Origin of the sequence: Bacteroides sp. AM41-16 (assembly GCF_003603495.1) — a bacterium.
Taxonomy (GTDB): Bacteria; Bacteroidota; Bacteroidia; order Bacteroidales; family Bacteroidaceae; genus Bacteroides; species Bacteroides uniformis.
Map to the genome: position 1 here is coordinate 56,643 of NZ_QTNE01000003.1, position 23,123 is coordinate 79,765.

Sequence of the window (23,123 nt, forward strand, 5' to 3'; positions counted from 1 at the left end):
TTACTTGTCTGTTATAACTTTAACATTAGTCAGCATCTCTAACAATACGATTGAATTGTGTAAAGCTACGCGGCTTTGCTCATAATTAGTCACGGCACCGGTGCGGCGTGCACGTTCCAAAGAAAGTGCAATGATATCAATGGCTCCTTGTATGAAATTATTTTCAGATATTTTCATCTGTGCGTTATACAATGCAGCCGTTTCCGCTTTGGCCTTTATGGTAGCCAGTTGCTCGGTAACCGCATTGTAGGCTTCCAGAACTTTTAGCCTTCGCTCCTCCATAACTCCTTCCTGCGTGTACTGCAATTGCTCTATCTGATAGCGGTAGTCTTTCAGTTTCAGTGGTCGGTTGAACAAGTCTCCTAAGGTGATGCCGAAGCTGGCCCCGACATTGAAGTTGTGCTGGGCACTCGACATGGTTGTCTGGTACATAGGGGTGAACTCGTCACTGGCATTGCCTATGATATTGTAGCGTCCGTAAGAATAGTTACCGTTCAGTCTGATGTAGTTCCACCAACTCCTTTTTTCCAGGCGATATTGGTTCCTCACTTGCTCCACTTGGGACTGTGCTCTTTTTACTGACGCATTCTCTGTCACTGCATCAAGAAAGACAGATAGAGGGGGCAATTCTAATTTCTCAATATCTATTGATGTCTTCGGACTGATTAAACCCAATGTGTTGACTTCTATTTTTTTATCCTCCATCTTGAGTTGCTCCAATATCTTGATGCGCTCCTCCCGTGTCAACTCCTGCTGCGCAGCCACAGACAAAGGTACCCCCAACAATCCTAAAAGGATTACACTGTAAATGATGGACTTGATATATCTTTTTATCATCTCTAAAACCATATAATTCCTATTATCTTTTTATACATTCTCTTTTTGCACAAACGCCGTCAGCGTCTTGCACAGTATCTTCATGTCCAGCCAGAATGAGAATTCTTTGGCGTACTTAATGTCCAGTTGCTTGCGCTCTTCGGCCGACATCTTCCCGGCACCGCCTCGTTTCTCCACTTGCCACAGTCCCGTCAGTCCGGCAGGGGCCATGAAGCGCTCGATATATGCGTCGCTGGTCAGCAGCTCGGCTTCGTAGAGGGGGAGCGGGCGGTTGCCCACGATGCTCATGTCTCCTTTGAGGACGTTGAACAGCTGCGGCAGTTCGTCAATGCTGTACTTGCGGATGAAACGGCCTACGCGGGTGACGCGGGGATCATTCTCTATCTTGACAAACGTATTCTGTTTTTCTTGGGCCTTCTTTTTAAGGAAATCTTCTTCAGAGATGACAAAATCGTCCGAAATCAGCAGGGTAGCCTCTTCTTCGGAAGTGCCGGTCAGGTCGTCGAAGCGGATATCGGGCTGCTCGTCCGTAAGCTCTTCCTCTATCTTATATTGGTTGAGGGCGTTCAGCTCTTTCAGGCGCTTGTCGGCATTGGTGTACATGGAGCGGAACTTCAGGAAGTTGAATATCTGGTAGTTGCTGCCCACACGCTGGGACTTGTAAATCACTCTTCCCTTGCTTTCCACGCGGATGGCTATGGCTGTCGCGATGAGTATGGGAGACAGCACAATCAGTACGGCAACGGCAAAAAGGATGTCGAAGATACGCTTCCACACAGGCAGGTGGAAGGTGTTGAATATCTTACGGTGTGACTGGCTGAATTCCTGCAACTTATGCTCCTTGCGCAGTTGGAGGAATTTTGTCATTTGCTGGAGGCTCTCTTCGCTGGCCATAGGGGAAAGGGTGTTGTTGACACCTGCCTGCAGATAGAGCTTGCGGTGTTCCTTCTGCAGGCCTTCGGTGATGAGGATGATGTAGACACGGGGGAAGCGCTTGTGCAGGAAAGTGATGTTCTGGCTGTCCTTTTGAGGGGTGCTTTCTTCGTAAAGAATGGATGTGTTGTACCGTTCGCGGATACCGTCGATGACTTTCGCCGCTTTGTTGCAGGATGAAACAGCCATGAACATGCCTCCCGCAATTTTGCTCAAGTGGTCGATGGTGACGCGGTTGCTACCTATGTAGATATAATATAACATATCCATTGATTTTGTCGTTTAGAGAAATTTCTTGATACGGGCCTTCAGCTCCATAGGATTGAAAGGTTTCAGTATGAAATCCTCGGCTCCGGCTTCGAGCAGGTTGATGCGCTCGGTGGTACTTTCCTCACTGGAAAGCATCACAACCGGAATGTCCTTGAAAAGTGAATTGCCTTTCAGATATGCCAGGAATTCACTGCCGGTCATCTTGGGCATGCGTATGTCCGAAATGATGAGAGCGGGCTCGTTCCCTTCATTCAGCCATTCTATGGCCCTGACGGGATCTTCGAAATAAACCAGCTCATTCTCTTTCCCTAAATAGACCGAGAGTACCTTGCCTATGGCAGGTTTGTCATCTACAAATAATATTTGTTTCATTGTTTATGATAGTTGTTTGCTATATTTATCTATATACATTTTCTTCTACCGGGTGTTCGTACCATTCCGTATACTGGGTTCTGTCTTGGGCCCAATAGATGAATTCCGGATATGCGCTTGCCTCGGGGATATCAGTACGTGACACATTGATTGTTTCTTTGGGATAGCGGAAGCCATACGGCACGCAGATTGCCCACGTGTTGTTGCCTGCCAAGTCAAGATTCTCTTGCTGTATGGTTCCGGCGGCAGTGGCGCCATATCCCCAAAATTCGTAAAGATGGACTTCCATGCGTTGTTCCATGCTTTTATATTGATAACAGATGAAGAAGTCCAGATTGTCTTTTGAGAATGGGGGCTCTGTCCGGGTTTGGTCTGCCAGTTCAATAATGACTTCATAAGTGTACTTTTTGGCGGTTACTCCAATGCCGGTATTTACCATCTCACCCGGTTCAACTCCGAATACATTGTGCACCTCGCCTGCGATGGGGATTACGACACTCGGATCGGAATCTTCCATGTAAGTAACGTTATTGTACCTGAATTTGTTGTACGAGCTGTTGAATGACTCCTGGAAACGCGAATCGTCGCCTCCGGTCTTGACTTCCCGGATATCGGATTTATTGATTCCGGTAATCCGGAGCCCTACGCCCAACGGCTTGCTTGCTCCTGCTGCAGCAAGGGTCACGTCGAGCTGTATGCGCTTGATGTGGTTCGTCTTTTTCTCGCGGTGATAGTAGGTCTCCACGTCCAAGACCACGTCGTTGAAGTCATAGTCGCCTACCAACGGGAAGTTGTCTTCGAATACGTACGTATAGGAGACCGGGTCTGTAGGGGTTTCTGAGCCGGACTCGTCCGGAGTATTGCCTTCGCCCGTACAGTCTCCGGCAGGAATGGTGATGGGGGATTCTCCCCATTTGGATATGGTTCCTTCGGTGTTCTTGATGGCATCGAGGAATTTGGCTTCCCACCAGATATCCTCGGTGATATCATCGTCAATTTCTTTCACTTCATAATGAATGTTTCCCTGACTGGAGAAATTTCCTATATCTTCAATTTTATTGATTTTTACCAGTGCATATTCATTGTTTGGACCCATAAATTGTGCTTGTGACAATTCTGCTTCATCAAGTACGGTTATCATGGAGTTGTCACCCATCGTGATTTGGGTGTTGTAATTGTTGCTATGGTCCCCGAAATCCTCTATCTCTGCAGAAGAGGTGTCTCCCATGTTCAGTGTGCCTACAAATTCTTCCGCATATAGATAGCATCCGTTGTCTATAGTGATGTTGCTGTCGGTTTTCCCGATATAGGCTTTGCCCTGGTTGATGAATTTGCATCCGCTGTCGAAATTCATTTCATCGACACGCACGGTACCGCAATTATAGAATGCTCCTCCCTGGCTGACATGGAAATCATCTATTTCCATAGTGCCGGCATTGTAGTTGTAGCTGCCTCCGGATGCATTGGTCAATTCGATGTCGTTCCCTTTGATGGTTCCACCCGCGTAGACGATAAACCGGCTGGATTGCACTAAAGTGAAGGTGTGCTCGTCCGGTATCACGATTTCCCCTCCGTCAATCACATAGAATTCGAAGCCTCGTTCAACGGTCATGTTGTTTCCATTGGGTTCCCAGCTGCCTTCAATGATGATGATGGCCGGATTGTCACTTCCCATGCCGTCCTTGCTGATTTTATTCCTATATATATTGTCTTTGGAGATTTTGTAGGCTTTTCCGTTTTGAAAATCGGTATTCGGCCTTATTTCTTCGGCACTTGATAGCATTGCGGTGATTTCTGCCTCAGACTTTTCCGGTGAATAGGTCTCGATGCTGACACTGCGTGTCCATGCGGCACGTGTAGTTGTGGGGGAACTGCCGAAAGCGGCATGGAGCTGACCGTTTTGGATGGATACGTATTTTACTATGTTGCGGCTGTGTGCATCGGTGCGGCACACGAAAGCGCTCGTCAGCACAGAAGGGCAGTCCATGACGGTAGTAAATACTGTTGTATTATTGGCGGTGCCTTCTGCCAGCAGTTTGGCGGATGACCGGCTGATTAAGGGGTTCTTGTCGTAAATACGTATGGTGTAGTCGATGCCGGTATCTTCGGATACAGAAACATTGACCCGGACCTGCTGAGTCATTTTCCAATCCATAGCCGGGTCTATGTTCTTGACCGGAAACCTATCCTGATAGGCTGCTTTCACTTTTTCGGGGTTAAAAACATCGTCTTTACAACCCTGCAGCAGTATGCCTACTGTAAGAATAACAAGCGGCAGAAAGCGTTTGTATAGGGTATTTTCTCCCATATTTTACATTTGTTTTGCTTGATTGTAAGCAAAAGTACGTTTATTTAAACTAATAAGCTTTATTAATGGGGGATAAAAGCGTGTTGGTTAACGCTTTTTAACGATTTTGTATGGATAGATAATGCAAGTTTGTCTTGAAAATTATCAATATTACTAAATGCCCTCTGTATTGCCGCTTTACTAAATCTTGGTGATTTCTCCTGCCAGGTCGGAATTCATGCGGTGGCGGATTTCGGCTTGGTCCAGTCCATGCCCCAGGAGGAACATGAGTTTGGTGACGGCACATTCGGGGGTACTGTCATAGCCGCTGATGACACCTGCCTGGAGAAGTTGCAGACCGGTTTCGTAACGTCCCATCTCGACGGCGCCACTTTGGCATTGGGTGATGTTGACGATGACAATGCCACGTTCGCTGGCTTCTTTCAGCTGGCGGATGAACCATTCTTTCTGGGGGGCATTGCCGGAACCGAAGGTCTTGAGGACAACAGCTTTCAGGCCGGGAACATGAAGCACGGAGTTGATGATGCTTTCCTGGATGCCGGGAAAGAGGGTGAGCACTACGACATTGGTGTCGAAAAGGTAGTGCGGCTTCATGGGGCGTGACGGGTCGGGACGGTGGATGAGGTGCTCGTTATAACGGATATGGATGCCTGCCTTTGCCAGTGCGGGATAGTTGAAGGAGCGGAAAGCATTGAAATTCTCGGCATTGATTTTGGTGGTACGGTTGCCCCGCATCAGCTCGTTCTCGAAGAAGATGCACACTTCAGGGACGATAGGAGTACCGTCCGGATGCTTGGCTGCGGCTATTTCAATGGCGGTGATGAGGTTCTCTTTCCCGTCGGTGCGCAGGGTGCCGATGGGAAGCTGGGAACCGGTGAGGATGACCGGCTTGGAAAGGTTCTCGAGCATGAAACTGAGGGCGGAGGCTGTATAGGCCATCGTATCGGTACCGTGCAGGATGACGAAGCCGTCGAAATTGTCGTAGTTGTAGTTGATGATTTTTACAATCTTTGCCCAGAGGGAAGGCTCCATGTCGGAAGAGTCGATCGGTGGGTCGAACTGATAGGAAGAGATGCGGTAGTTGAAGCGCTTCAGTTCGGGAACATGCTGTAGCAGTTGGTCGAAGTTGAAGTTCTCAAGCGCACCGGTCTCGGGATTTTCTATCATTCCGATAGTTCCGCCAGTGTAAATCAATAGTACGGAAGGGCAATCGACTTTCATGATATTCGTATTAGAGCTTTTTTCGGGCACAAAGATAGTGAAATATGAGATGGGGAGAAAATAAAAGAGACAAGTCTTTGCAGATTTTGTCTCTTTTATTTTTTCATTGCGAAAAATATATTGTATGAAATTTGAATAAGCTCACTGTTTCAAATCTTCCTTCAACTGCCTGATAGCCTTTTCCGCATCTCCTTCCTTCTCGTTGAGCAGCGTGACGAAGCGGCTGCCGATGATGGCACCGGATGAGTGGGCGCAAGCGGCATCGAATGTCTGCTTGTTGCTGATGCCGAAGCCTACCATGCGTGGATTGCGGAGGTTCATATCCTCTATCTTCTTGAAGTAGGCTTGCTTCCGGGTGTCGAAGTCTTTTTGGGCACCGGTGGTAGCGGCACTGGACACCAGATAGATGAATCCGTCGGTGTGGGCGTCTATTTCGCGGACGCGGGCTTCGCTGGTTTCGGGGGTGATGAGCATGATGACACGGATGTCATACTTCGAGGCGATGGCTTTGTAACTCTCTTCGTAATCGCGGAAAGGGAGGTCGGGAATGATGACGCCATCGATGCCGCATTCCACGCACTTCTGGCAGAAGGCTTCGAAGCCGAACTGCATGATGGGATTGAGGTATCCCATAAGGACAAGCGGGATGCGGACATCGCGACGGATGTCGCGCAATTGTTCGAAAAGCAGGCGGAGGGACATGCCGTTGTGCAGGGCGCGGGTGGCAGCATTCTGGATGACAATGCCGTCGGCCATGGGGTCACTGAACGGAATTCCGATTTCAATCATGCTGACTCCGTTTCTTTCGAGGGCACGGATAACGTCGGCAGTACCGTCGAGGTTGGGACAGCCTGCACAAAAGTAAATGGACAGCAGATTCTTGGGGCTGTCCTGGAAAAGTTGGTTAATGCGGTTCAACATACTATTTCTATTTACAATTTTACAATTTACAATTTACTATTTGGCTGCGCAATATATGCTGCATGGTACGATTTACAATTTTACAATTTTACAATTTTACAATTTACTATTTACTATTTACCATGTACAATGTACAATTTGCCATGTGGCGTATATTGCGCAGCCAAATAGTAAATAGTAAATCGTCAAATCGTACCTCCCTTGAGTTCTTTCAGGAAGTTTGAGATGCGTTCCACATCCTTTATTCCCGGTGCCGTCTCGAAACGGCTGTTGATGTCGATACCTGCGAAATAGGGATGGCGGAACTCCCGGAGGGCTTTTACGCTGTAGGGGTTGATGCCACCGCTGAGCAGGAACGGGGTGGGACCGTTGTAACGGTGCAGGAGGTTCCAGTCAAACTGGTTGCCGGAACCGCCGTACTGCGGGGTCTTGGTGTCGAAGAGGTAATAGTCGCACAGACCATTGTAGGCAGATACGGAAAGCAGGTCCTTGGGCAGCAAGATGGAGAAAGCCTTGATGAGGTGCAGGCCTGCATTGCGCAGGGAACGGCAGTACTCGGGAGCTTCATTGCCATGCAGCTGGATGTAGTCCAGGCCGAAACGGTCGGTATACATCAGGATGTTTTCCTTACTTTCGTTGACAAAGACGCCGACACGCTTGGCGCAGGCTGGCAGATACCCGGGCATCTGGCACAGACAACGGGGAGATTTTGGGTAGAAGATGAAACCAATCATATCTACACCTTGCAGTTCTACATTGCGGATGTTTTCTGCTTCGGTCATTCCGCATACTTTGATGAGAGGAGACATTTTATTTACGATTTACAATTTACTATTTACAATTTGGCTGCGCGATGTAACGCTGTATGAGAGACTTTTGTATTTACAATTATCAACTTTCAACTTTTAATTATCAATTAAGAGACTGTCTTGGATGAACTCTTTCAGGGTTTCGCCCGGATTGGCTGTTTTCATGAAGGTTTCGCCGATGAGGAAACCGCGGAAGCCGGCGGCACGCAGGCGGCAGATGGTTTCGGGGTCGGAGATGCCGCTTTCGGAAACAAGGAGCGGGGATGCCGGTCCGTGGGTGGCTTCGCGCAGTTGCCGGGCTATCCGGAAGGAGTTTTCTACATCGGTGACGAAGGAGCCGAGGTTGCGGTTGTTGACACCCACCATGTCGACCTCCTTATTTATATAGGAGAGTTCCGAAGGGCTGTGGATTTCGAGCAATACCTCCAGCCCGAGTTCGTGGGCTTGGGCGGTGAGGGTGCTGCACTGCTCCGGACTGAGGCAGGCGGCAATGAGCAGTACGGCGTCGGCACCTACGATGCAGGCTTGCAGAAGCTGGTACTCGTCGATGATGAAGTCCTTGCGCAGAATGGGGATGCGGACGAGCGGACGGGCCGTGCGGATGTCGCGCAGCGTACCGCCGAAGAACTTCTCATCCGTCAGGATGGAGAGGGCGGCGGCGCCGGCGGCTTCGTAGGAGGCGGGTATTTCCTCTGCTTGGGCAGCCTCGTTTATCCAGCCTTTAGAGGGTGAACGGCGTTTGAACTCGGAGATGATTCCTGTAGAAGAAGCGGCAAGGGCCTGCTTCATGCTGCGGTGGTGGGCCGCATTCTCCCGGATGATGATTCCGGCCTGCTCCTGCAACTGTTCCGGAGAGACGGTCTGCTTCTGCAGTTCAATCTCTGTTTGCTTATGGGCGATGATTTCGGACAGTATATCTTTCATTGCTTCATTTATTAATCTCGATAAATTTTTTCAGTGTCGCCAGCGCCCGTCCGCTATCCAGTGATTCGCGTGCGATGGCGATGCACTCTTCAATCTCTTTCTGCGGCTCCATCACCTGGATGGCAAAGGCGGCGTTGACAATGACGCATTGCGTTTGTGCAGGTGTGGCATGCCCCGTAAGGATATTGTCGAAGATGCGGGCGGCATCTTCCTTGCATGCGCCGCCGAAGAGTTCTTCGGGACGGGCATCCTTGAAGCCGAGAGCCTGCGGACGGTAGATGCGCTCGTAGTTGCGGGTCATCACCTTGAACTCGTCCGTTAGGGAGATTTCGTCGTAGCTGTCGAGGCTGTTGACCACGGCAAAGTCAATGCCGAGTTTATAGAATACGTTGGTGTATAGGCGCATCTGCGAGAGGTCTGCCACACCGAGCAGCTGGTATGCCGGACAGCATGGATTCACCAACGGGCCGAGCAGATTGAACAAGGTGCGTACTCCCAGCGTCTTGCGTACGGGACCGACAAACTTCATCGCCGGATTGAAAAGCTGGGCATGAAGGTAGGCGATGTTGCACTCCTCCATGCTGCGTTTCAGCGTGTCGGGGTTGTTGGTGAAGCGTACGCCGTGCTGCTCGATGACATTGCTGGCTCCGCTCACGGAAGTGGCTCCGTAGTTGCCGTGCTTGGCAACCTTGTAGCCGGCTCCCGCCACTACGAAGCAAGCGCAGGTGGAGATGTTGAAGGTGTTCTTTCCGTCGCCGCCCGTACCTACAATGTCGATGGGGCGATAGGGAGCGAAGTCGATGGGAAGGCGTGTCTCCATCAGTGCTTCGCGGAAACCGATAAGCTCGTCCACAGTGATGCTCCGCATCTGGAAGGCAGTGAGCAAGGCTGCTATCTGCGCCTCAGGATACATTTCCTTGGTGATGTTGAGGAGGATTTGTTTGGTCTCCTCCGACGTGAGCTCTTCGTGGTTGAAGAGACGGGTGAGTATTGCTTTCATCTTTTTATTTACGATTTGACGATTGAATTTACTCTTTTTCTGAAGTGCCTCATTTGAAAAGCCAGTTTTTTACGATTGTTTTTCCGTCGGGTGTCAGTACCGATTCAGGATGGAACTGGATGCCGTGTATGTCATATTCCCGATGTTTCAGCGCCATGATTTGTCCTTCGGGGCTGATGGCGGTAATGGCAAGTTCGTCGGGAAACTCCTTCGTATCCACTACCCAGGAGTGGTATCGTCCGACGGGAATCCTATTGGGTAAACCGCAGAAGATATAGTCTTCTTCGAGAGAAATACCTTCATAATCCTTTCCCCCTAATCCTTCATCCCTTGTCCCTAGTCTTTCCTCCTTCCTCCTTATCTCCGTCTGTACCCCATGGAACACCTCTTCCAGATTGACCAGCTTTCCACCGAACGCTTGTCCGATGGCTTGTTCGCCCAGACAGACACCGAGTATGGGTTTCCGTCCGGCATAGGTGCGGATGACATCCAGCAACAGTCCGGCTTCCTCGGGGACACCGGGGCCGGGTGAGAGGATGATTTTATCGTATGGCTCCAATTCTTCGAGCCGGAATTTATCGTTGCGCAGCACATCCGTTTCTGCGCCAAGCTCTTTCACCAGATGGGCAAGGTTGTAGGTGAAGGAGTCGTAATTGTCTATGATAACTGTTTTCATCTTTTGTATTTACAATCTATTTTATTTACTATTTGACGATTTACGATGTACGATTTGGCTGCGCAATGTACGCCGCATGGCAAATCGTACATCGTAAATCGTCAAATCGTACATGAACTCACATTTTTTCTGCCATCTCAATCGCCTTTTTCAGTGCGCCGAGCTTGTTGTTCACCTCTTGCAGTTCGTACTCGTCGTTGCTCTTGGCTACGATGCCGCCGCCTGCCTGGAACCAGAGGACACCGTTGCGGCTGACAAAAGTACGAATCGTAATCGCCTGGTTCAGCGAGCCGTTCAGTCCGATGAAACCGATGCAGCCGCCGTAGGCTCCACGGTTGTGCGGTTCCAGCTGGCTGATGAGTTGCATGGCGCGTACCTTGGGGGCGCCGCTCAGGGTACCGGCAGGGAAGGTGTCGATGAAGGCCTTGACGGGGTCGGCCTCTTCGCGGAGCGTTCCGCTGACACGGCTGACGAGGTGGATGACATGGCTGTAATACTGCATCTCCTTATAGAAGTCCACCTTTACATCGTGGCAGTTGCGGGAGAGGTCGTTGCGGGCAAGGTCCACCAGCATCACGTGTTCGGCGTTCTCTTTGGGGTCGTCGTGCAGGTACCGGGCATTGAGGGCGTCCTGCTCTGCATCGCCGGTGCGCTTCGTGGTTCCGGCAATGGGGTCGATATAGGCATGGCGGCCTTCGATGCGGCAATGGGTTTCGGGAGACGAGCCGAAAATGCGGAAGCCCCCGAAGTCGAAATAGAACAGATAGGGAGAAGGGTTGATGCTGCGCAGGGCACGGTAGAGCTTGAAGTCATCGCCCGTGAAACGCTGCTCGAACCGGCGGGAGAGGACTATCTGGAAAACGTCGCCGCGCAGACAGTGGGCGATGCCGCGGCGGATATTCGCCTTGTGCTCCTCGTCCGTAAGTGGGGAGGTGGTGGGGCCGATGGCGCGGAAATCGTAGGCGGTGTAGTTGCGGTTATGGATGGCCTTCTGCACCTGGTCCAGTTCGCTGGTCTCGCCGGGCGCCAGCATCTCGAGAAGCAGCATCTCATTCTTGAAGTCGTTGAAGACGATGAGGTACTTATATAATATGTACAGCATGTCCGGCGCATCGTTGGTAGCTTCGCGGCTGTCCTTCACGGGGATATTCTCGAAGTAGCGGACAGCATTGAAGGAGGTGTATCCGTAGAGTCCGCAGTAATTGCTGTATTCGCCCTCCACGCGGAAGCGGGCGCGGAAATCGTTCAAGGCATTCTCCACCCGGTATGTATCGGTTATGGGATGCTCTTCGCGGCTGTCGTCCGGCAGGCGGAAGATAGCCGTGCCGTGGTCTATGCTGACACTTGCCAGCGGACACAGAGCGATGAACGAGCGGTTGTTCTCACTGCCATGATAGTCGGAACTCTCCATAAGTGCGCTCTGCGGAAAGATGTCACGCACCTTCAGATACGTGCTCACCGGCGTATGCAAGTCACCGAGCATGGTGCGGCTGATTGTTTTATAATCATATTGTTTCATTGTATCTTGTATTTTATTTCATTGTATCTCGTATTTTCAAATAACTCATCACTTATAACTCATCACTCATCACTCAAATACGTCTCTATATCCTTATCCCCCCGTCCCGACACCGTCAGCACCACCACGTCCGTCGGCTTGAACCTCATCTTCTCCAGCGCACCCAGTGCGTGGGCACTTTCCAATGCGGGGATGATGCCTTCGAGCCGGGTCAGTTCGTAGGCGGCGCGGATGGCTTCGTCGTCGTTGACGGCGAGGACGATGGCACGCTTCTGCTTGGCAAGGTTGGCGTGCATGGGGCCGATGCCCGGATAGTCCAGTCCGGCAGAGATGGAATAGGGCTCTTCTATCTGTCCGTCCTCGTTCTGGATGACGTAGGTGCGCGAGCCGTGGATGATGCCCATCTTGCCGAGGGCGATGGTGGCGGCTGTCATTCCCGTTTCAATGCCTTTTCCTCCGGCTTCGGCGAGGACGATTTGCACGTGCGGGTCGTTGACGTAGTGATAGATGGTGCCGGCTGCATTGCTTCCTCCACCTACGCAGGCGATGAGGTAATCGGGGCAGCTACGTCCTTCATGCTCAAGAAGTTGTTTCCTGATTTCTTCGCTGATGACGGACTGCAGGCGTGCCACCATGTCGGGGTACGGATGCGGGCCGACGGTGGAACCTATCACGTAGTAGGTGTCTGAGAGATGGCAGCACCAGTCGCGGATGGCTTCGTTGGTGGCGTCCTTCAACGTCATATTACCACTGGTGACGGGAACGACGGTGGCGCCGAGCATCTTCATCTTCTCCACATTGACGCGCTGGCGCTCTACGTCGGTCTTACCCATGTAGACGATGCATTCCATGTTCATCAAGGCGCAGACGGTGGCTGTGGCCACACCGTGCTGTCCGGCTCCGGTTTCGGCGATGATGCGGCGCTTGCCCATGCGGCGTGCCAGCAATACCTGCCCGATGCTGTTGTTGATTTTGTGGGCACCGGTATGGTTCAGGTCTTCACGCTTGAGGTAAATCCGGCAACCGTACTTCTCGGACAAGCGGTGTGCCAAGTAGAGTGGGGAAGGGCGTCCCACGTAGTCGCGCAGCAACTGGTCGTATTCACGCTTGAAGTCCTCACTTTGCAGCACCTTGAGGTAGGTGTTCTGCAACTCTTCTACACATTTGTGGAGGATTTCGGGAACGTATGCCCCGCCGAACTCTCCGTAATAACCTTCTTTGTCAACTAAGAAATTCATCATGTTATTTACTATTTGACGATTTACTATTTACTATTTCAGAAATCAAAACGCATTATTGCTTAAACGAAAAAAGCCCCGTCGCTTGGTGCGACAGGGCTCTTTTTGTTTTTTACTATATATTACATATATACATACGAGCGCTGCTCCCTTACGACTGTCGGAGTTGTAACGGGTGCCACCACCAATATGTATTTACTAACATTGTTTTCATTGACTTTTTTGTTTTATCGGGGGCAAAGACAGTGCAAACCGAATGTATAATAAAATGAACTTGTTCATTTTTTATGCTGAGGTGCAGCCTGTCTTCGTTTTCGCGACAAATATAAGCACTTTGTTTTAACTGCCAAAATAAATATGACTTTTTTTCTGGATAAGAACATTTTTCTTGAAATATTGTTCTTATAAGTGTAGTAAAAACGAATATTCATTCAAAAAAAGAAAGGAACAAACTATGAATAGAAAACATTTAGTTGCCATAGGCGTGGTTATTGCTGTACTGTTGTTATTATACTGGCTCTTTGTGGCCGAAGATATGAATGCCTGGCTGAATGTAAACTGATTTTTCGGGATTTTCGTGTGGAGTTATTCGGATAAAGATGTATCTTCGCAAAAAAACATAGACTCATGAAAGGATTAAGTTATTCATTTTTGCGTGCTATATGTGCACTGGTTATCGGTTTGGTGCTGGTGATGTTTCCCGACCAAGCCGGTGATTACTTTGTGATTACGATAGGTGTCATTTTCCTGGTGCCTTCGCTCATCAGCATCATAGGCTACTTTGCACAGAGCACGGAGATGCGCCGCCGCTTCCCTATCGAGGGAGTAGGCAGCCTGCTGTTTGGCTTGTGGCTGATTATCATGCCCGGTTTCTTTGCCGATTTGCTGACATTTGTATTGGGATTTATCTTGGTGATGGGAGGAGTGCAACAGATTGCTTCGCTTTCCGCTGCCCGTCGCTGGATGCCGGTACCGGGAGGTTTTTATGTGGTTCCGGTATTGATTCTGCTTGCCGGCTTGGTTGCGCTGTTCAATCCTACGGGAGTACGCTCCACGGCATTTATTATTATCGGCATCAGCAGTCTGGTCTATGCGGCTTCGGAACTGCTGAACTGGTTCAAGTTTACGCGTCGCCGTCCCAAAGCATCGGGTACAAAGGACTCCTCTTCAAGAGAAATCAATAACATTGAAGATGCTGAAATCGTAGAATAAAAAAACGGACCATGCGTTGGTTGTAAACAGATGGTCTGTTTACCCTGAACGCATGGTCTGTTGGCATTGAATAGATGGTCTGTTTCAATCAAGCGGACCATCTGTCTTTTTATTCTTGCAGCCACTTGTTTATCAGTGAAATGGCTTCTTGCTTTTGAACGTCGGGCAGTGTACCGATGCGTGCCCGATGGCTTCCTCCGGGCTCTACGAATACATGGATGTTTTTCTTTCCTTTCAGCCAGGTCACTCCGGCAGCTGTCCACGGGTCGTTCTGTCCGTAGATGAATATCATCTTCGGGTCATTCTCTTTCAGGAACTTCGTGATTTTCTTGCTTAGGGTCTTGTCGAAGGGCATGTCTTTCAGCTCTTCGGGAAGCATCAGGCGATGCAGGTAATCCTTACTCGATTGGATGGAAAGATACTTCTTGAAAGGCTTCGTATCGTAGCCATAATAGCCCAGTTCGCGGGCGGCCTGTACGAAGAACGAGGCTGTGGGACTGTCGGCAATGAAGTAGTCGGGATTACTGATGTCGAGCAGATGGGCAAATATCTCATCGTCCGAGGCCGTGGTGGCAGGGATGCTGCTGACGGGAGTTCCCCACTGCCAAAGGGCAAAAGAATACTCCAGCACACAATAGTCGTATATCTCTTCAACGGGTGCACGGAACTTGAGTCCTTTTTCATCGCAATATTTCTCAAAGCGGGGGAGCAGTGCGGCTTTCCGTTTCAACACTTCCAACTGGAAGTCCTCAATCCGTTTGCGGTCCTCCGGAGTAGACACTTTCCTGAGGAAAGGCTCGTGGCGTCCGTCTTCTGCCCCGTAGCAGAGCGGAGCTACATAAGGCACGGAAATATCCACGTCGTCCGGATAGAACGTGCGGTAGAGCAGGGTAGTCTGTCCGCCCTTGCTGATGCCGGTCGCAATCCATTTGCCGGGATAGATGCTTTTAAAGGCGTTGCGGACGGCGTGGAGGTCGTCGGCAGAATTCTCGGCGGTGAGGTATTGCCAGTCTTTAGGCTCAGGGGTGGATTCCAGGAAATAACGGTATTCCACAAAAATCATGTTGGCATCGAGCAGCTCGGAAAGTTCCTCGCGATACTTGGGGTTGAGGGCATAGGCGGCTCCATAGCCTTCGGTTACAATCACCGTGGGACGGTCGAAGCCGACGTGGGAGACAATTACACGTTGGTGGAAACTGCCCTTTTCGGGATGACGGTGGTCCAACGGCTGGGTGAAATAGGTTACATACTTCTCGGAGAACCGGGTAGACTCCAACGGACGGGTTTCCGTAATGGTGGAAATCCGACCCAGTTTTTGCTGCAGATCGGTTTGTGCCGGGGCAGCAGCCGAAACGAACAGCAAGGCAAACAGTAGGAACGCTGCATAGCAATTACGTAAATTCTTCATGATGACAGGATTGTTTTATCTGACGGGCAAAGATAGGTTATTTCCGGCTTACCGCCAACTGTTGGCATGGACGAAAAAAGAGAGAGAACTGCCTCGCGGCACCTCTCCCCCCTGCAAACTTAAAACAACCAACAAAAGAATGAGATAGGGATTAAGGATTCATCCTTCATTTTTCATCTTATAAACAGTAACTCGCGATATTTGGGCAACGTCCACATCTGATTGTCGACGATGAGTTCCAGCTTGTCGATGTGGTAACGGATTTCCTCCATCATCGGTACGATGTTGTCGTGGTAGGCGATGGCTTTTTCACGTTCACTCTCAATTTTGTTGGCCACTTTGCGCGCCTCGATCATGGCATCCACATGCTCCTTGATGAAGGCGGTACGGTCGGCAATCTCTTCGATGAGTTCCAGATTCTTGGCAGACAGTTTTGCAGCCTTCTCTGCGGGGAACAGGTCTTTCATCTTGTAGACATTGTCAATCAAATCCGACTGATACTGTGTAGCTACGGGAATAATGTGGTTCATGGCCAAATCTCCGAGCACACGGGCTTCAATCTGTATTTTCTTGGTGTACATTTCCCATTTCACCTCGTTGCGGGCTTCCAGTTCCTTCTTCGTCATGACGCCGATGGACTCGAACATCCGGATGCTCTCCGGTTTCAGGTAGTTGTCGAAGATGACGGGGACACTTGTCTCGCAATCCAGACCACGACGGGCAGCTTCAGCTTTCCATTCGTCACTGTAACCGTTTCCATCGAAGTGGATGGGTTTGCAAATCTTGATGTACTTGCGGATAACTTCGAGGATGGCGGAGATTTTCGGCTCGCCCTTTTCAATCAGTTCGTCCACATCTTTCTTGAATTCCGTCAACTGCTCGGCAAGGGCGGAGTTCAGCGCAATCATGGCACTGGCGCAGTTGGCCTCGGAACCCACGGCGCGGAACTCGAAGCGGTTGCCGGTGAAGGCGAACGGGCTGGTGCGGTTGCGGTCGGTATTGTCTATCATCAGTTCCGGAATCTGCGGGATGTCCAGCTTCATGCCTTGCTTGCCGCTGAGGCTGACGAGGTCGTCCTTGGTGCTCTCTTCGATGTGTTCCAGCACCTGGCTCAACTGCTTGCCCAGGAAGGAAGAGATGATGGCCGGAGGCGCTTCGTTGGCACCCAGCCGGTGGGCGTTCGTCGCACTGGAGATGGAGGCTTTCAGCAATCCGTTGTGACGGTATACGGCCATCAGCGTATTCACTACGAAGGTGATGAAACGCAGGTTCTCTTCGGGCAGTTTGCCGGGTGCGTGGAGCAGGATACCGGTGTCCGTACCCAGCGACCAGTTATTATGCTTGCCGCTACCGTTGACACCCTTGAAGGGCTTTTCGTGCAGCAGTACGCGGAAACCGTGGTTACGTGCCACTTTACGCATCAAGGCCATGATGAGCATGTTGTGGTCTACCGCCAGGTTGCATTCCTCGAAGACGGGAGCCAGCTCGAACTGGTTGGGAGCCACTTCGTTGTGACGGGTCTTGACGGGGATGCCGAGTTTCAGCGCTTCGATTTCCAGCTCCTTCATGAAAGCGGCCACACGGCTGGGGATGGCCCCGAAGTAGTGGTCTTCCAACTGCTGGTTCTTGGCGCTGTCATGGCCCATCAGCGTGCGTCCGGTCATCAGCAGGTCGGGGCGTGCGGCGTACAACCCTTCGTCAACCAGAAAATATTCCTGCTCCCAGCCCAGATAGGCAACCACTTTCTTTACTTCCGGATTGAAATAGTGGCATACGTCGACGGCAGCCTTGTCTACGGCACGCAGGGCTTTCAGCAACGGTGCCTTGTAGTCCAGAGACTCACCGGTATAGGCGATGAAAATAGTCGGGATGCAGAGCGTGTCGTCTACGATGAATGCCGGGGAGGAGGGGTCCCATGCCGAGTAGCCACGTGCCTCGAACGTATTGCGGATACCGCCGTTCGGGAAACTGGAAGCGTCCGGTTCCTGCTGCACGAGCAGTTTGCCGGTGAATTCCTCCATCACGCCGCCTTTGCCGTCGTGTTCCACAAAAGCATCGTGCTTTTCGGCAGTACCTTCGGTCAGCGGATGAAACCAGTGCGTATAGTGGGTCGCCCCCATTTCAACCGCCCATTTCTTCATACCTGCGGCAACCTCGTCGGCTATGCTGCGGTCCAGCGGAGCTCCGTTGTCAATCACATCCGTCAGTTTGGCATACACCTTGCTCGGCAGATAGCGGAACATCTTCTCCTTGTTGAATACATACTTGGCAAAATACTCTGACGGACGTTCCGCCGGGACTGCCACTGCAACGGGTTTCTTCTTAAACGCCGTTTCTACTACTCTGAATCTCAATTTTGACATAATACCTTAGAGTTGTAATTGTTGGTTTAATAAAATATGAAATCATTATGCACCGTAGGCAGACTCGCCGTGTTCGTAAATGTCGAGTCCTTCTTCCTCCACACGTTTGGAAACGCGGAGGCCGTGGATTTTGTCGAGTCCTTTGAAGATGATGAATCCCATGCCTGCTGCCCATGCGCCTACTACGAGTGCACCGAATACCTGCGCTCCGAGAAAGCTCCAGCCTGCACCGTAAAACAGTCCCTCACTGGTGGAAAACAGTCCGGTGAGGATGGTTCCCGTGAAACCGCAGACGCCGTGTACGGAACTGGCCCCTACGGGGTCGTCAATTTTCAGTGTCCGGTCGATGAATTCCACCGAATAAATCATCAGGATGCCGCAGATGGTGCCGATGATTACCGACCCGAAGGGAGAAACCATGTCACAACCGGCCGTGATGCCTACCAATCCGGCCAGAATGCCATTCAGTGTCAGAGACAAGGAGGGTTTGCCATATTTCATCCAGCTTACCGCCAATGCAAAGAAACCGCCTGCGCAGGCTGCCAGATTGGTGGTGAGGAATACATGCGAGATGGCCCTTGCATCGTCCGTAGTGGCTGCTGCCAACTGTGAACCGGGGTTGAAGCCGAACCATCCGAACCAAAGGATGAATACACCCAGTGCCGCAATCGTGAGGTTATGTCCCGGAATGGCTCTTGACTTGCCGTCTTTGCCGTATTTCCCGATGCGCGGGCCGAGGATGGCCGCACCTACCAGGGCAATCCAGCCGCCTACGGAGTGGACGATGGTGGAACCTGCGAAGTCATGGAAAGTTGTTCCGAATGTTTCCATCATGAAGGAACCTGCCTCACCGTTCATCAGCCAGCCGCCGCCCCAAGTCCAGTGACCGGAAACGGGATAAATCAGCACACTGATGAAGATGGTGTAAACCAGGTACATGGAGAATTTGGTACGTTCTGCCATAGCGCCGGACACGATGGTGGCAGCCGTTGCGCAGAATACAGTCTGGAATACCAGGAAACCTTCCGTGGGAAGCCCGCCGCCGTCGTAGAACGAGAGGTCGAAGAAATGGGGCATTCCTATGAATCCGCCTGCACCGAACATCAGTCCGAAACCGATGAACCAGTAGAGCAGGCTGCCAAACATGAAGTCAACGAAGTTCTTCATCAGGATATTGGCCGTATTTTTTACTCTGGTGAAACCGGCTTCGACCAGTGCAAAGCCCGGCTGCATGAAGAATACCAGCATGGCTGCAAGCAGCATCCATACAGTGTTCAGTCCGTTGGTCAGTTCACCTACCGTATCGGGAGTGGCAATGGCTGTACTGTCTGTGGTTGAGGTGGCTTGTGCAAATATATCTGTAGTGAAGCAGAATGCTATGGATATGGCAAGGGCCATACGCAGTCTGTAGAGACTGCATTTACTATGTTTGTCCATAATTTCTTGTTGCTTTTAGTTGTATTGTATTTTCTTGGTTGTGGTTTGTAGCTGCCCGTTATCTTTCTTGTTCGGCATTGTAGAGTGCGATGTCGCCTCTCTCTGCAGTACGTATGCGTATGGCATCCTCAATGGGGATGACGAAGATACGTCCGTCGCCGATTTCACCGGTTTGTGCAGATTTGATGATGGCTTGTACGGTCTTTTCCGCATTCTTGTCGCGCACCACGATGGAGATAAGGATGCGCTCGATGGAACTGGTGTCGTACATGACACCACGGTAGATACGGGCTTGTCTGGATTTCCCGATGCCCCGTACATCATAATAGGAGAACCATTCGATGTCCGCTTCGAGCAGCGCGTCCTTCACGTCCTCGAACTTGGTCTTTCGGATAATAGCTTCAATCTTTTTCATACCTTAAATAATTTACGATTAGACAATTTACGATTTACTATTTGCCTTTCGGTGTGTGTAAATCATAGGTTTTTCATCTTAGAAACTTAGTCCGACTACGAAATAGGCACCTTCAGACCTTGGATTCCAGGTTGCTTTGGCAAACAACGGGAGGGAGAAGGAATCGGCGATTTTGATGTCTTTTGATACTCCCAGGCTGACGTCGCATACGGCAAATCCGTTGGCTCCATAGAAGTCCGTGGCCCAAGGGGTAGCGCCTATCTCGGCCGTCCAGTCCAGACCGCCCAGTGTGAAGGGGGCTGCCACGGAGATGTAGGATGAATAAGCACGATCACCGTCTTTGTCAACACCGTCGTCGCCTGCAAAGTTGGTGTACCAGTTTACGGCTACGGGGCCGAAATCATAGCCGATTTGCGCCTCGAACAGATGTGAGTTGGCAGCATTGTGTGCACCGTACTGGAAGTATTTGGCTGTCACCCCATCTCCGGTCACATTGTACCAGTAGTCCGTCACCGATACGCTGAAGCCTCCGGTTGAATATCCCAGTATGAGGTCGAACTCTTTCGTGTCCGAACTCTCGATGCCTACGGAGCCCCAAGCTCCCAGAGAGAAACCTTTGTAGGCGATGGATGCGCTCGGCTGGAGACTTACCCCTCCCAAATCCTGGCCACGCCACACGTAACCGCTTACGAGGTCGACACCTGCCGACGCTTCCACTTTATCCTGAGCCTTTGCCGTGAAAGGCATTGCCATTGATAACAGCGCCATTGCCATTATTCCCCATTTTACACTTTTTGTTTTCATACCTTTTTACCTTTAAGTTTAGAAAAATTCCGGATGATCAGTCCGACTCGATTATAGCAAGTACCTCGCTAATTCAATTGTTTTTTTATTTCAGCCACTTCCGGATGCGCTTCATGGCTTCCACGCAGTCTTCGTGCTTGCCGAAGGCCGTCAGCCGGATATATCCTTCACCGCTGGGGCCGAAACCTACACCCGGTGTGCCCACTACATTGGCTTCGTACAGCATCTGTTCGAAGAACCGCCAGGAGCCCGTTCCGTCAGGTGTTTTCAGCCAGATGTAAGGAGCGTTCACACCGCCGTAGACTTTCAGCCCGGCCGCTTCAAGGCCCTGCTTCATGGTCCGGGCATTGTCCATATAATAATCTATCGTTTCCTTTATCTGCCGCTGTCCCTCCGGTGTGTAGATGGCTTCCGCCGCCCGCTGGGTGATGTAGCTGGTGCCGTTGAACTTGGTAGATTGGCGGCGGTTCCAGAGCTTGTTCAGCGGGATGCGTTCGCCTTCCAGCGTGGCGGCAGTGAGTTCTTTCGGCACAACGGTGTAGCCGCAGCGTACTCCCGTGAATCCGGCAGTCTTCGAGAAGCTGCGGAACTCGATGGCGCATTTCTTCGCTCCCTTTATCTCGTAGATGGAGTGGGGCACGTCGTCTTCGCGGATGAAGGCTTCGTAGGCGGCATCGAACAGAATCAGCGTGTCGTTGGCGAGCGCATAGTCCACCCATTTCTTCAGCTCGGGCTTGGTCAAGGTGGTGCCCGTGGGGTTGTTGGGGTAGCAGAGGTAGACGATGTCGATGCGCTTGTCCGGAATCTCCGGGATGAAGTCGTTCTCGGCGGTACAAGGCATGTAGGTGACGTTGCTCCACTGGCCGTTTTCCTCCAGTACTCCGGCACGTCCGCACATCACGTTGCTGTCTATATAGACCGGATAAATAGGGTCGGTCACGCCTACGCTGTTGTCGTGGCGGAGAATGTCGCCGATGTTTCCCGTGTCGCTCTTTGCTCCGTCGTTCACGAAGATTTCCGTAGGACCGAAATGGATGCCTCGCGGAAGGTAATCGTGCTTGAGGATGGCTTCTATCAGGAAGTCGTATCCCTGCTCGGGACCATATCCACGGAATGTCCGTGCGTCAGCCATCTCCTCCACTGCCTTGTGCATCGCTTCGATGCAGACCGGTGGCAGTGGCCGGGTAACGTCTCCGATACCCAGACGGATGACCTCTTGCTTGGGATGTGTTATCCTGAAAGTATTTACCTTCTTGGCTATGTCTGAAAACAGATAACTGCCCGGTAGCTTTAAAAAATGTTCGTTTACTAATGCCATAATCTTTTCTTGGTTGATAGTTGGTGGTTAGTCAATTAATTCAATTTTGCCGTCGAATACTTTGGTGGCTTCTCCCGTCATCAGTACATGCCTGGTGGCGATGTCCCATCGGATGGTGAGTGAGCCTCCGTCCATGACGATGATGGATTCCCTTCCTGCGCGTTCGGTGAGGAAGGCTGCCACGGCGGTGGCACAAGCTCCGGTTCCGCAGGCTTGGGTGATGCCCGAGCCTCGTTCCCAGACACGCATCCTTATTTTTCCTTCTCCCAATATCTGGGCAAATTCTACATTGATGCGTCCGGGGAAGAGAGGGTGATTCTCCAGTTTGGGACCGATGACTGTAAGGTCGATGGCTTCAATATCATTGACAAAGATTACCAGATGCGGGTTTCCCATGGATACGGTGGTCCCTACATATCGTTCTCCGTCCACTTCGATGGGCTGTTCTTTCATCGGTTTGGCTCCTTTGCCGTCGTAGTCTGCCGGTTCGTCGGCAGGTATGCCCATGTCTACGGTTACAGAGTTGACCTTTCCGTCTGCCAAGTGCAGGTTTAGCATCCTTATACCTGACAGTGTATCGAGTGCGATTTCTGTTTTGGAGGTCAGTCCGTAGTCAAAAAGATATTTTCCGATGCAGCGGCTTGCATTGCCGCACATCCGGGCCTCCGAGCCGTCGGCATTGAATATCCGCATGCTGAAATCGGCCTTGTCCGAAGAACCGATAAGTACCAGACCGTCACTTCCAATTCCCGTATGCGGTGCACTCCATGCCCTCGCAAGTTCTTCCGGATGGCTGATAGGATATTGGGTCGTATCTACATAAATGTAGTCGTTTCCGGCACCGTGCATCTTGGTGAATTTTATAGCTCTTGTCATTTTGTCCTTTATCGGTTGGTTAATATATCCTTTTGTTTTATTTCGATGCAAATATACGACGTTTTGTTTTATAATTAACTGTAAAGCATATCTATTTTCTATTATTTTTTAGCGAAACTTTCATTCAATGAGAATATCTACTGTCAGGCTTTCAATTTAAAAGCATATGGCTTTGTTTTTATATAAATTGTAATCCATGTGAAAGTTTAGTTTGATTCAAAATAAGAAAAAAGATTTTTTATAGGGCTAATTGCTATCTTTT

The 23,123-nt window shown here is 50.7% G+C and carries 20 protein-coding genes; 1 reads left to right on the top strand and 19 read right to left on the bottom strand.

Annotation, left to right across the window (positions count from 1 at the left end; all coding sequences use genetic code 11):
* From DW896_RS04020 to trpB, 12 genes are all read right to left on the bottom strand, one after another.
* The gene (locus tag DW896_RS04020; protein WP_165859044.1) at positions 1-837 is read right to left on the bottom strand and encodes a TolC family protein; all 837 of its coding nucleotides are present in this window, start codon (positions 835-837) and stop codon (positions 1-3) included.
* Positions 838-867: 30 nt separating this feature from the next.
* Positions 868-2,034 (bottom strand): sugar transferase, encoded by a 1,167-nt coding sequence (locus tag DW896_RS04025; RefSeq protein WP_087333155.1) that lies wholly within the window; start codon positions 2,032-2,034, stop codon positions 868-870.
* 18 nt (positions 2,035-2,052) lie between these two features.
* Positions 2,053-2,412: a PleD family two-component system response regulator gene (locus tag DW896_RS04030; RefSeq protein WP_005837322.1), complete on the bottom strand. Its 360-nt coding sequence runs from the start codon at positions 2,410-2,412 to the stop codon at positions 2,053-2,055.
* Between the two features lie 25 nt (positions 2,413-2,437).
* Complete coding sequence (locus DW896_RS04035; protein ID WP_118358053.1) at positions 2,438-4,720, bottom strand: LruC domain-containing protein; 2,283 nt, start codon at positions 4,718-4,720, stop codon at positions 2,438-2,440.
* Positions 4,721-4,900: 180 nt separating this feature from the next.
* The gene (ansA, locus tag DW896_RS04040) at positions 4,901-5,941 is read right to left on the bottom strand and encodes an asparaginase (RefSeq protein ID WP_005827512.1); all 1,041 of its coding nucleotides are present in this window, start codon (positions 5,939-5,941) and stop codon (positions 4,901-4,903) included.
* A 141-nt stretch (positions 5,942-6,082) separates the two neighbouring features.
* Positions 6,083-6,862, bottom strand: a complete 780-nt coding sequence (gene trpA / locus DW896_RS04045; protein WP_117652637.1) for a tryptophan synthase subunit alpha — start codon at positions 6,860-6,862, stop codon at positions 6,083-6,085.
* Between the two features lie 185 nt (positions 6,863-7,047).
* Complete coding sequence (locus tag DW896_RS04050; protein ID WP_057089591.1) at positions 7,048-7,671, bottom strand: phosphoribosylanthranilate isomerase; 624 nt, start codon at positions 7,669-7,671, stop codon at positions 7,048-7,050.
* 96 nt (positions 7,672-7,767) lie between these two features.
* Positions 7,768-8,595, bottom strand: a complete 828-nt coding sequence (trpC, locus tag DW896_RS04055; protein WP_117952015.1) for an indole-3-glycerol phosphate synthase TrpC — start codon at positions 8,593-8,595, stop codon at positions 7,768-7,770.
* A 4-nt stretch (positions 8,596-8,599) separates the two neighbouring features.
* The gene (trpD, locus tag DW896_RS04060) at positions 8,600-9,595 is read right to left on the bottom strand and encodes an anthranilate phosphoribosyltransferase (protein ID WP_005837316.1); all 996 of its coding nucleotides are present in this window, start codon (positions 9,593-9,595) and stop codon (positions 8,600-8,602) included.
* 49 nt (positions 9,596-9,644) lie between these two features.
* Positions 9,645-10,271, bottom strand: coding sequence for an aminodeoxychorismate/anthranilate synthase component II (locus DW896_RS04065; protein ID WP_117945590.1), 627 nt, complete (start codon positions 10,269-10,271; stop codon positions 9,645-9,647).
* 118 nt (positions 10,272-10,389) lie between these two features.
* Positions 10,390-11,790, bottom strand: a complete 1,401-nt coding sequence (locus DW896_RS04070) for an anthranilate synthase component I family protein (RefSeq protein WP_117952012.1) — start codon at positions 11,788-11,790, stop codon at positions 10,390-10,392.
* Positions 11,791-11,852: 62 nt separating this feature from the next.
* A complete protein-coding gene (gene trpB, locus DW896_RS04075) occupies positions 11,853-13,028 on the bottom strand; it encodes a tryptophan synthase subunit beta (protein WP_182020408.1) in 1,176 nt (391 codons plus the stop codon).
* A 627-nt stretch (positions 13,029-13,655) separates the two neighbouring features.
* Here trpB and DW896_RS04085 point away from each other — a divergent pair.
* Positions 13,656-14,240: an HdeD family acid-resistance protein gene (locus DW896_RS04085; RefSeq protein ID WP_117952006.1), complete on the top strand. Its 585-nt coding sequence runs from the start codon at positions 13,656-13,658 to the stop codon at positions 14,238-14,240.
* Between the two features lie 109 nt (positions 14,241-14,349).
* Here DW896_RS04085 and DW896_RS04090 read toward each other — a convergent pair whose 3' ends face one another.
* From DW896_RS04090 to dapF, 7 genes are all read right to left on the bottom strand, one after another.
* Positions 14,350-15,648, bottom strand: a complete 1,299-nt coding sequence (locus tag DW896_RS04090; RefSeq protein ID WP_117952003.1) for a S28 family serine protease — start codon at positions 15,646-15,648, stop codon at positions 14,350-14,352.
* Between the two features lie 173 nt (positions 15,649-15,821).
* Positions 15,822-18,011: a glutamine synthetase III gene (locus DW896_RS04095; RefSeq protein ID WP_117952000.1), complete on the bottom strand. Its 2,190-nt coding sequence runs from the start codon at positions 18,009-18,011 to the stop codon at positions 15,822-15,824.
* A gap of 45 nt (positions 18,012-18,056) precedes the next feature.
* Positions 18,057-19,274 (bottom strand): ammonium transporter, encoded by a 1,218-nt coding sequence (locus DW896_RS04100; RefSeq protein ID WP_371413376.1) that lies wholly within the window; start codon positions 19,272-19,274, stop codon positions 18,057-18,059.
* A gap of 232 nt (positions 19,275-19,506) precedes the next feature.
* Entirely contained in the window at positions 19,507-19,863 is a 357-nt protein-coding gene (locus tag DW896_RS04105) for a P-II family nitrogen regulator (protein ID WP_005827548.1), read from the bottom strand.
* A gap of 78 nt (positions 19,864-19,941) precedes the next feature.
* A complete protein-coding gene (locus tag DW896_RS04110; protein WP_117951996.1) occupies positions 19,942-20,667 on the bottom strand; it encodes a hypothetical protein in 726 nt (241 codons plus the stop codon).
* A gap of 85 nt (positions 20,668-20,752) precedes the next feature.
* On the bottom strand, positions 20,753-21,985 hold the full coding sequence (locus tag DW896_RS04115; protein WP_117951993.1) for an LL-diaminopimelate aminotransferase: 1,233 nt from the start codon (positions 21,983-21,985) through the stop codon (positions 20,753-20,755).
* A gap of 27 nt (positions 21,986-22,012) precedes the next feature.
* Positions 22,013-22,861 carry a diaminopimelate epimerase gene (dapF, locus tag DW896_RS04120; protein WP_117990767.1) on the bottom strand — a complete coding sequence of 283 codons (849 nt, stop codon included), beginning with the start codon at positions 22,859-22,861 and terminating at the stop codon, positions 22,013-22,015.
* Positions 22,862-23,123 lie beyond the last annotated feature (262 nt).

Bases quoted from the DNA above. Each gene is read 5' to 3' on its own strand.
- ansA (WP_005827512.1), bottom strand. From the start codon at position 5,941: ATGAAAGTCGATTGCCCTTCCGTACTATTGATTTACACTGGCGGAACT.
- DW896_RS04020 (WP_165859044.1), bottom strand. From the start codon at position 837: ATGATAAAAAGATATATCAAGTCCATCATTTACAGTGTAATCCTTTTA.
- trpA (WP_117652637.1), bottom strand. From the start codon at position 6,862: ATGTTGAACCGCATTAACCAACTTTTCCAGGACAGCCCCAAGAATCTG.
- DW896_RS04065 (WP_117945590.1), bottom strand. From the start codon at position 10,271: ATGAAAACAGTTATCATAGACAATTACGACTCCTTCACCTACAACCTT.
- DW896_RS04105 (WP_005827548.1), bottom strand. From the start codon at position 19,863: ATGAAAAAGATTGAAGCTATTATCCGAAAGACCAAGTTCGAGGACGTG.
- DW896_RS04110 (WP_117951996.1), bottom strand. From the start codon at position 20,667: ATGAAAACAAAAAGTGTAAAATGGGGAATAATGGCAATGGCGCTGTTA.
- DW896_RS04070 (WP_117952012.1), bottom strand. From the start codon at position 11,790: ATGAAACAATATGATTATAAAACAATCAGCCGCACCATGCTCGGTGAC.
- DW896_RS04025 (WP_087333155.1), bottom strand. From the start codon at position 2,034: ATGTTATATTATATCTACATAGGTAGCAACCGCGTCACCATCGACCAC.
- DW896_RS04030 (WP_005837322.1), bottom strand. From the start codon at position 2,412: ATGAAACAAATATTATTTGTAGATGACAAACCTGCCATAGGCAAGGTA.
- DW896_RS04050 (WP_057089591.1), bottom strand. From the start codon at position 7,671: ATGTCTCCTCTCATCAAAGTATGCGGAATGACCGAAGCAGAAAACATC.
- trpC (WP_117952015.1), bottom strand. From the start codon at position 8,595: ATGAAAGATATACTGTCCGAAATCATCGCCCATAAGCAAACAGAGATT.
- trpB (WP_182020408.1), bottom strand. From the start codon at position 13,028: ATGAATTTCTTAGTTGACAAAGAAGGTTATTACGGAGAGTTCGGCGGG.
- DW896_RS04035 (WP_118358053.1), bottom strand. From the start codon at position 4,720: ATGGGAGAAAATACCCTATACAAACGCTTTCTGCCGCTTGTTATTCTT.
- DW896_RS04095 (WP_117952000.1), bottom strand. From the start codon at position 18,011: ATGTCAAAATTGAGATTCAGAGTAGTAGAAACGGCGTTTAAGAAGAAA.
- DW896_RS04115 (WP_117951993.1), bottom strand. From the start codon at position 21,985: ATGGCATTAGTAAACGAACATTTTTTAAAGCTACCGGGCAGTTATCTG.
- DW896_RS04085 (WP_117952006.1), top strand. From the start codon at position 13,656: ATGAAAGGATTAAGTTATTCATTTTTGCGTGCTATATGTGCACTGGTT.
- trpD (WP_005837316.1), bottom strand. From the start codon at position 9,595: ATGAAAGCAATACTCACCCGTCTCTTCAACCACGAAGAGCTCACGTCG.
- dapF (WP_117990767.1), bottom strand. From the start codon at position 22,861: ATGACAAGAGCTATAAAATTCACCAAGATGCACGGTGCCGGAAACGAC.
- DW896_RS04090 (WP_117952003.1), bottom strand. From the start codon at position 15,648: ATGAAGAATTTACGTAATTGCTATGCAGCGTTCCTACTGTTTGCCTTG.
- DW896_RS04100 (WP_371413376.1), bottom strand. From the start codon at position 19,274: ATGCTGCTTGCAGCCATGCTGGTATTCTTCATGCAGCCGGGCTTTGCA.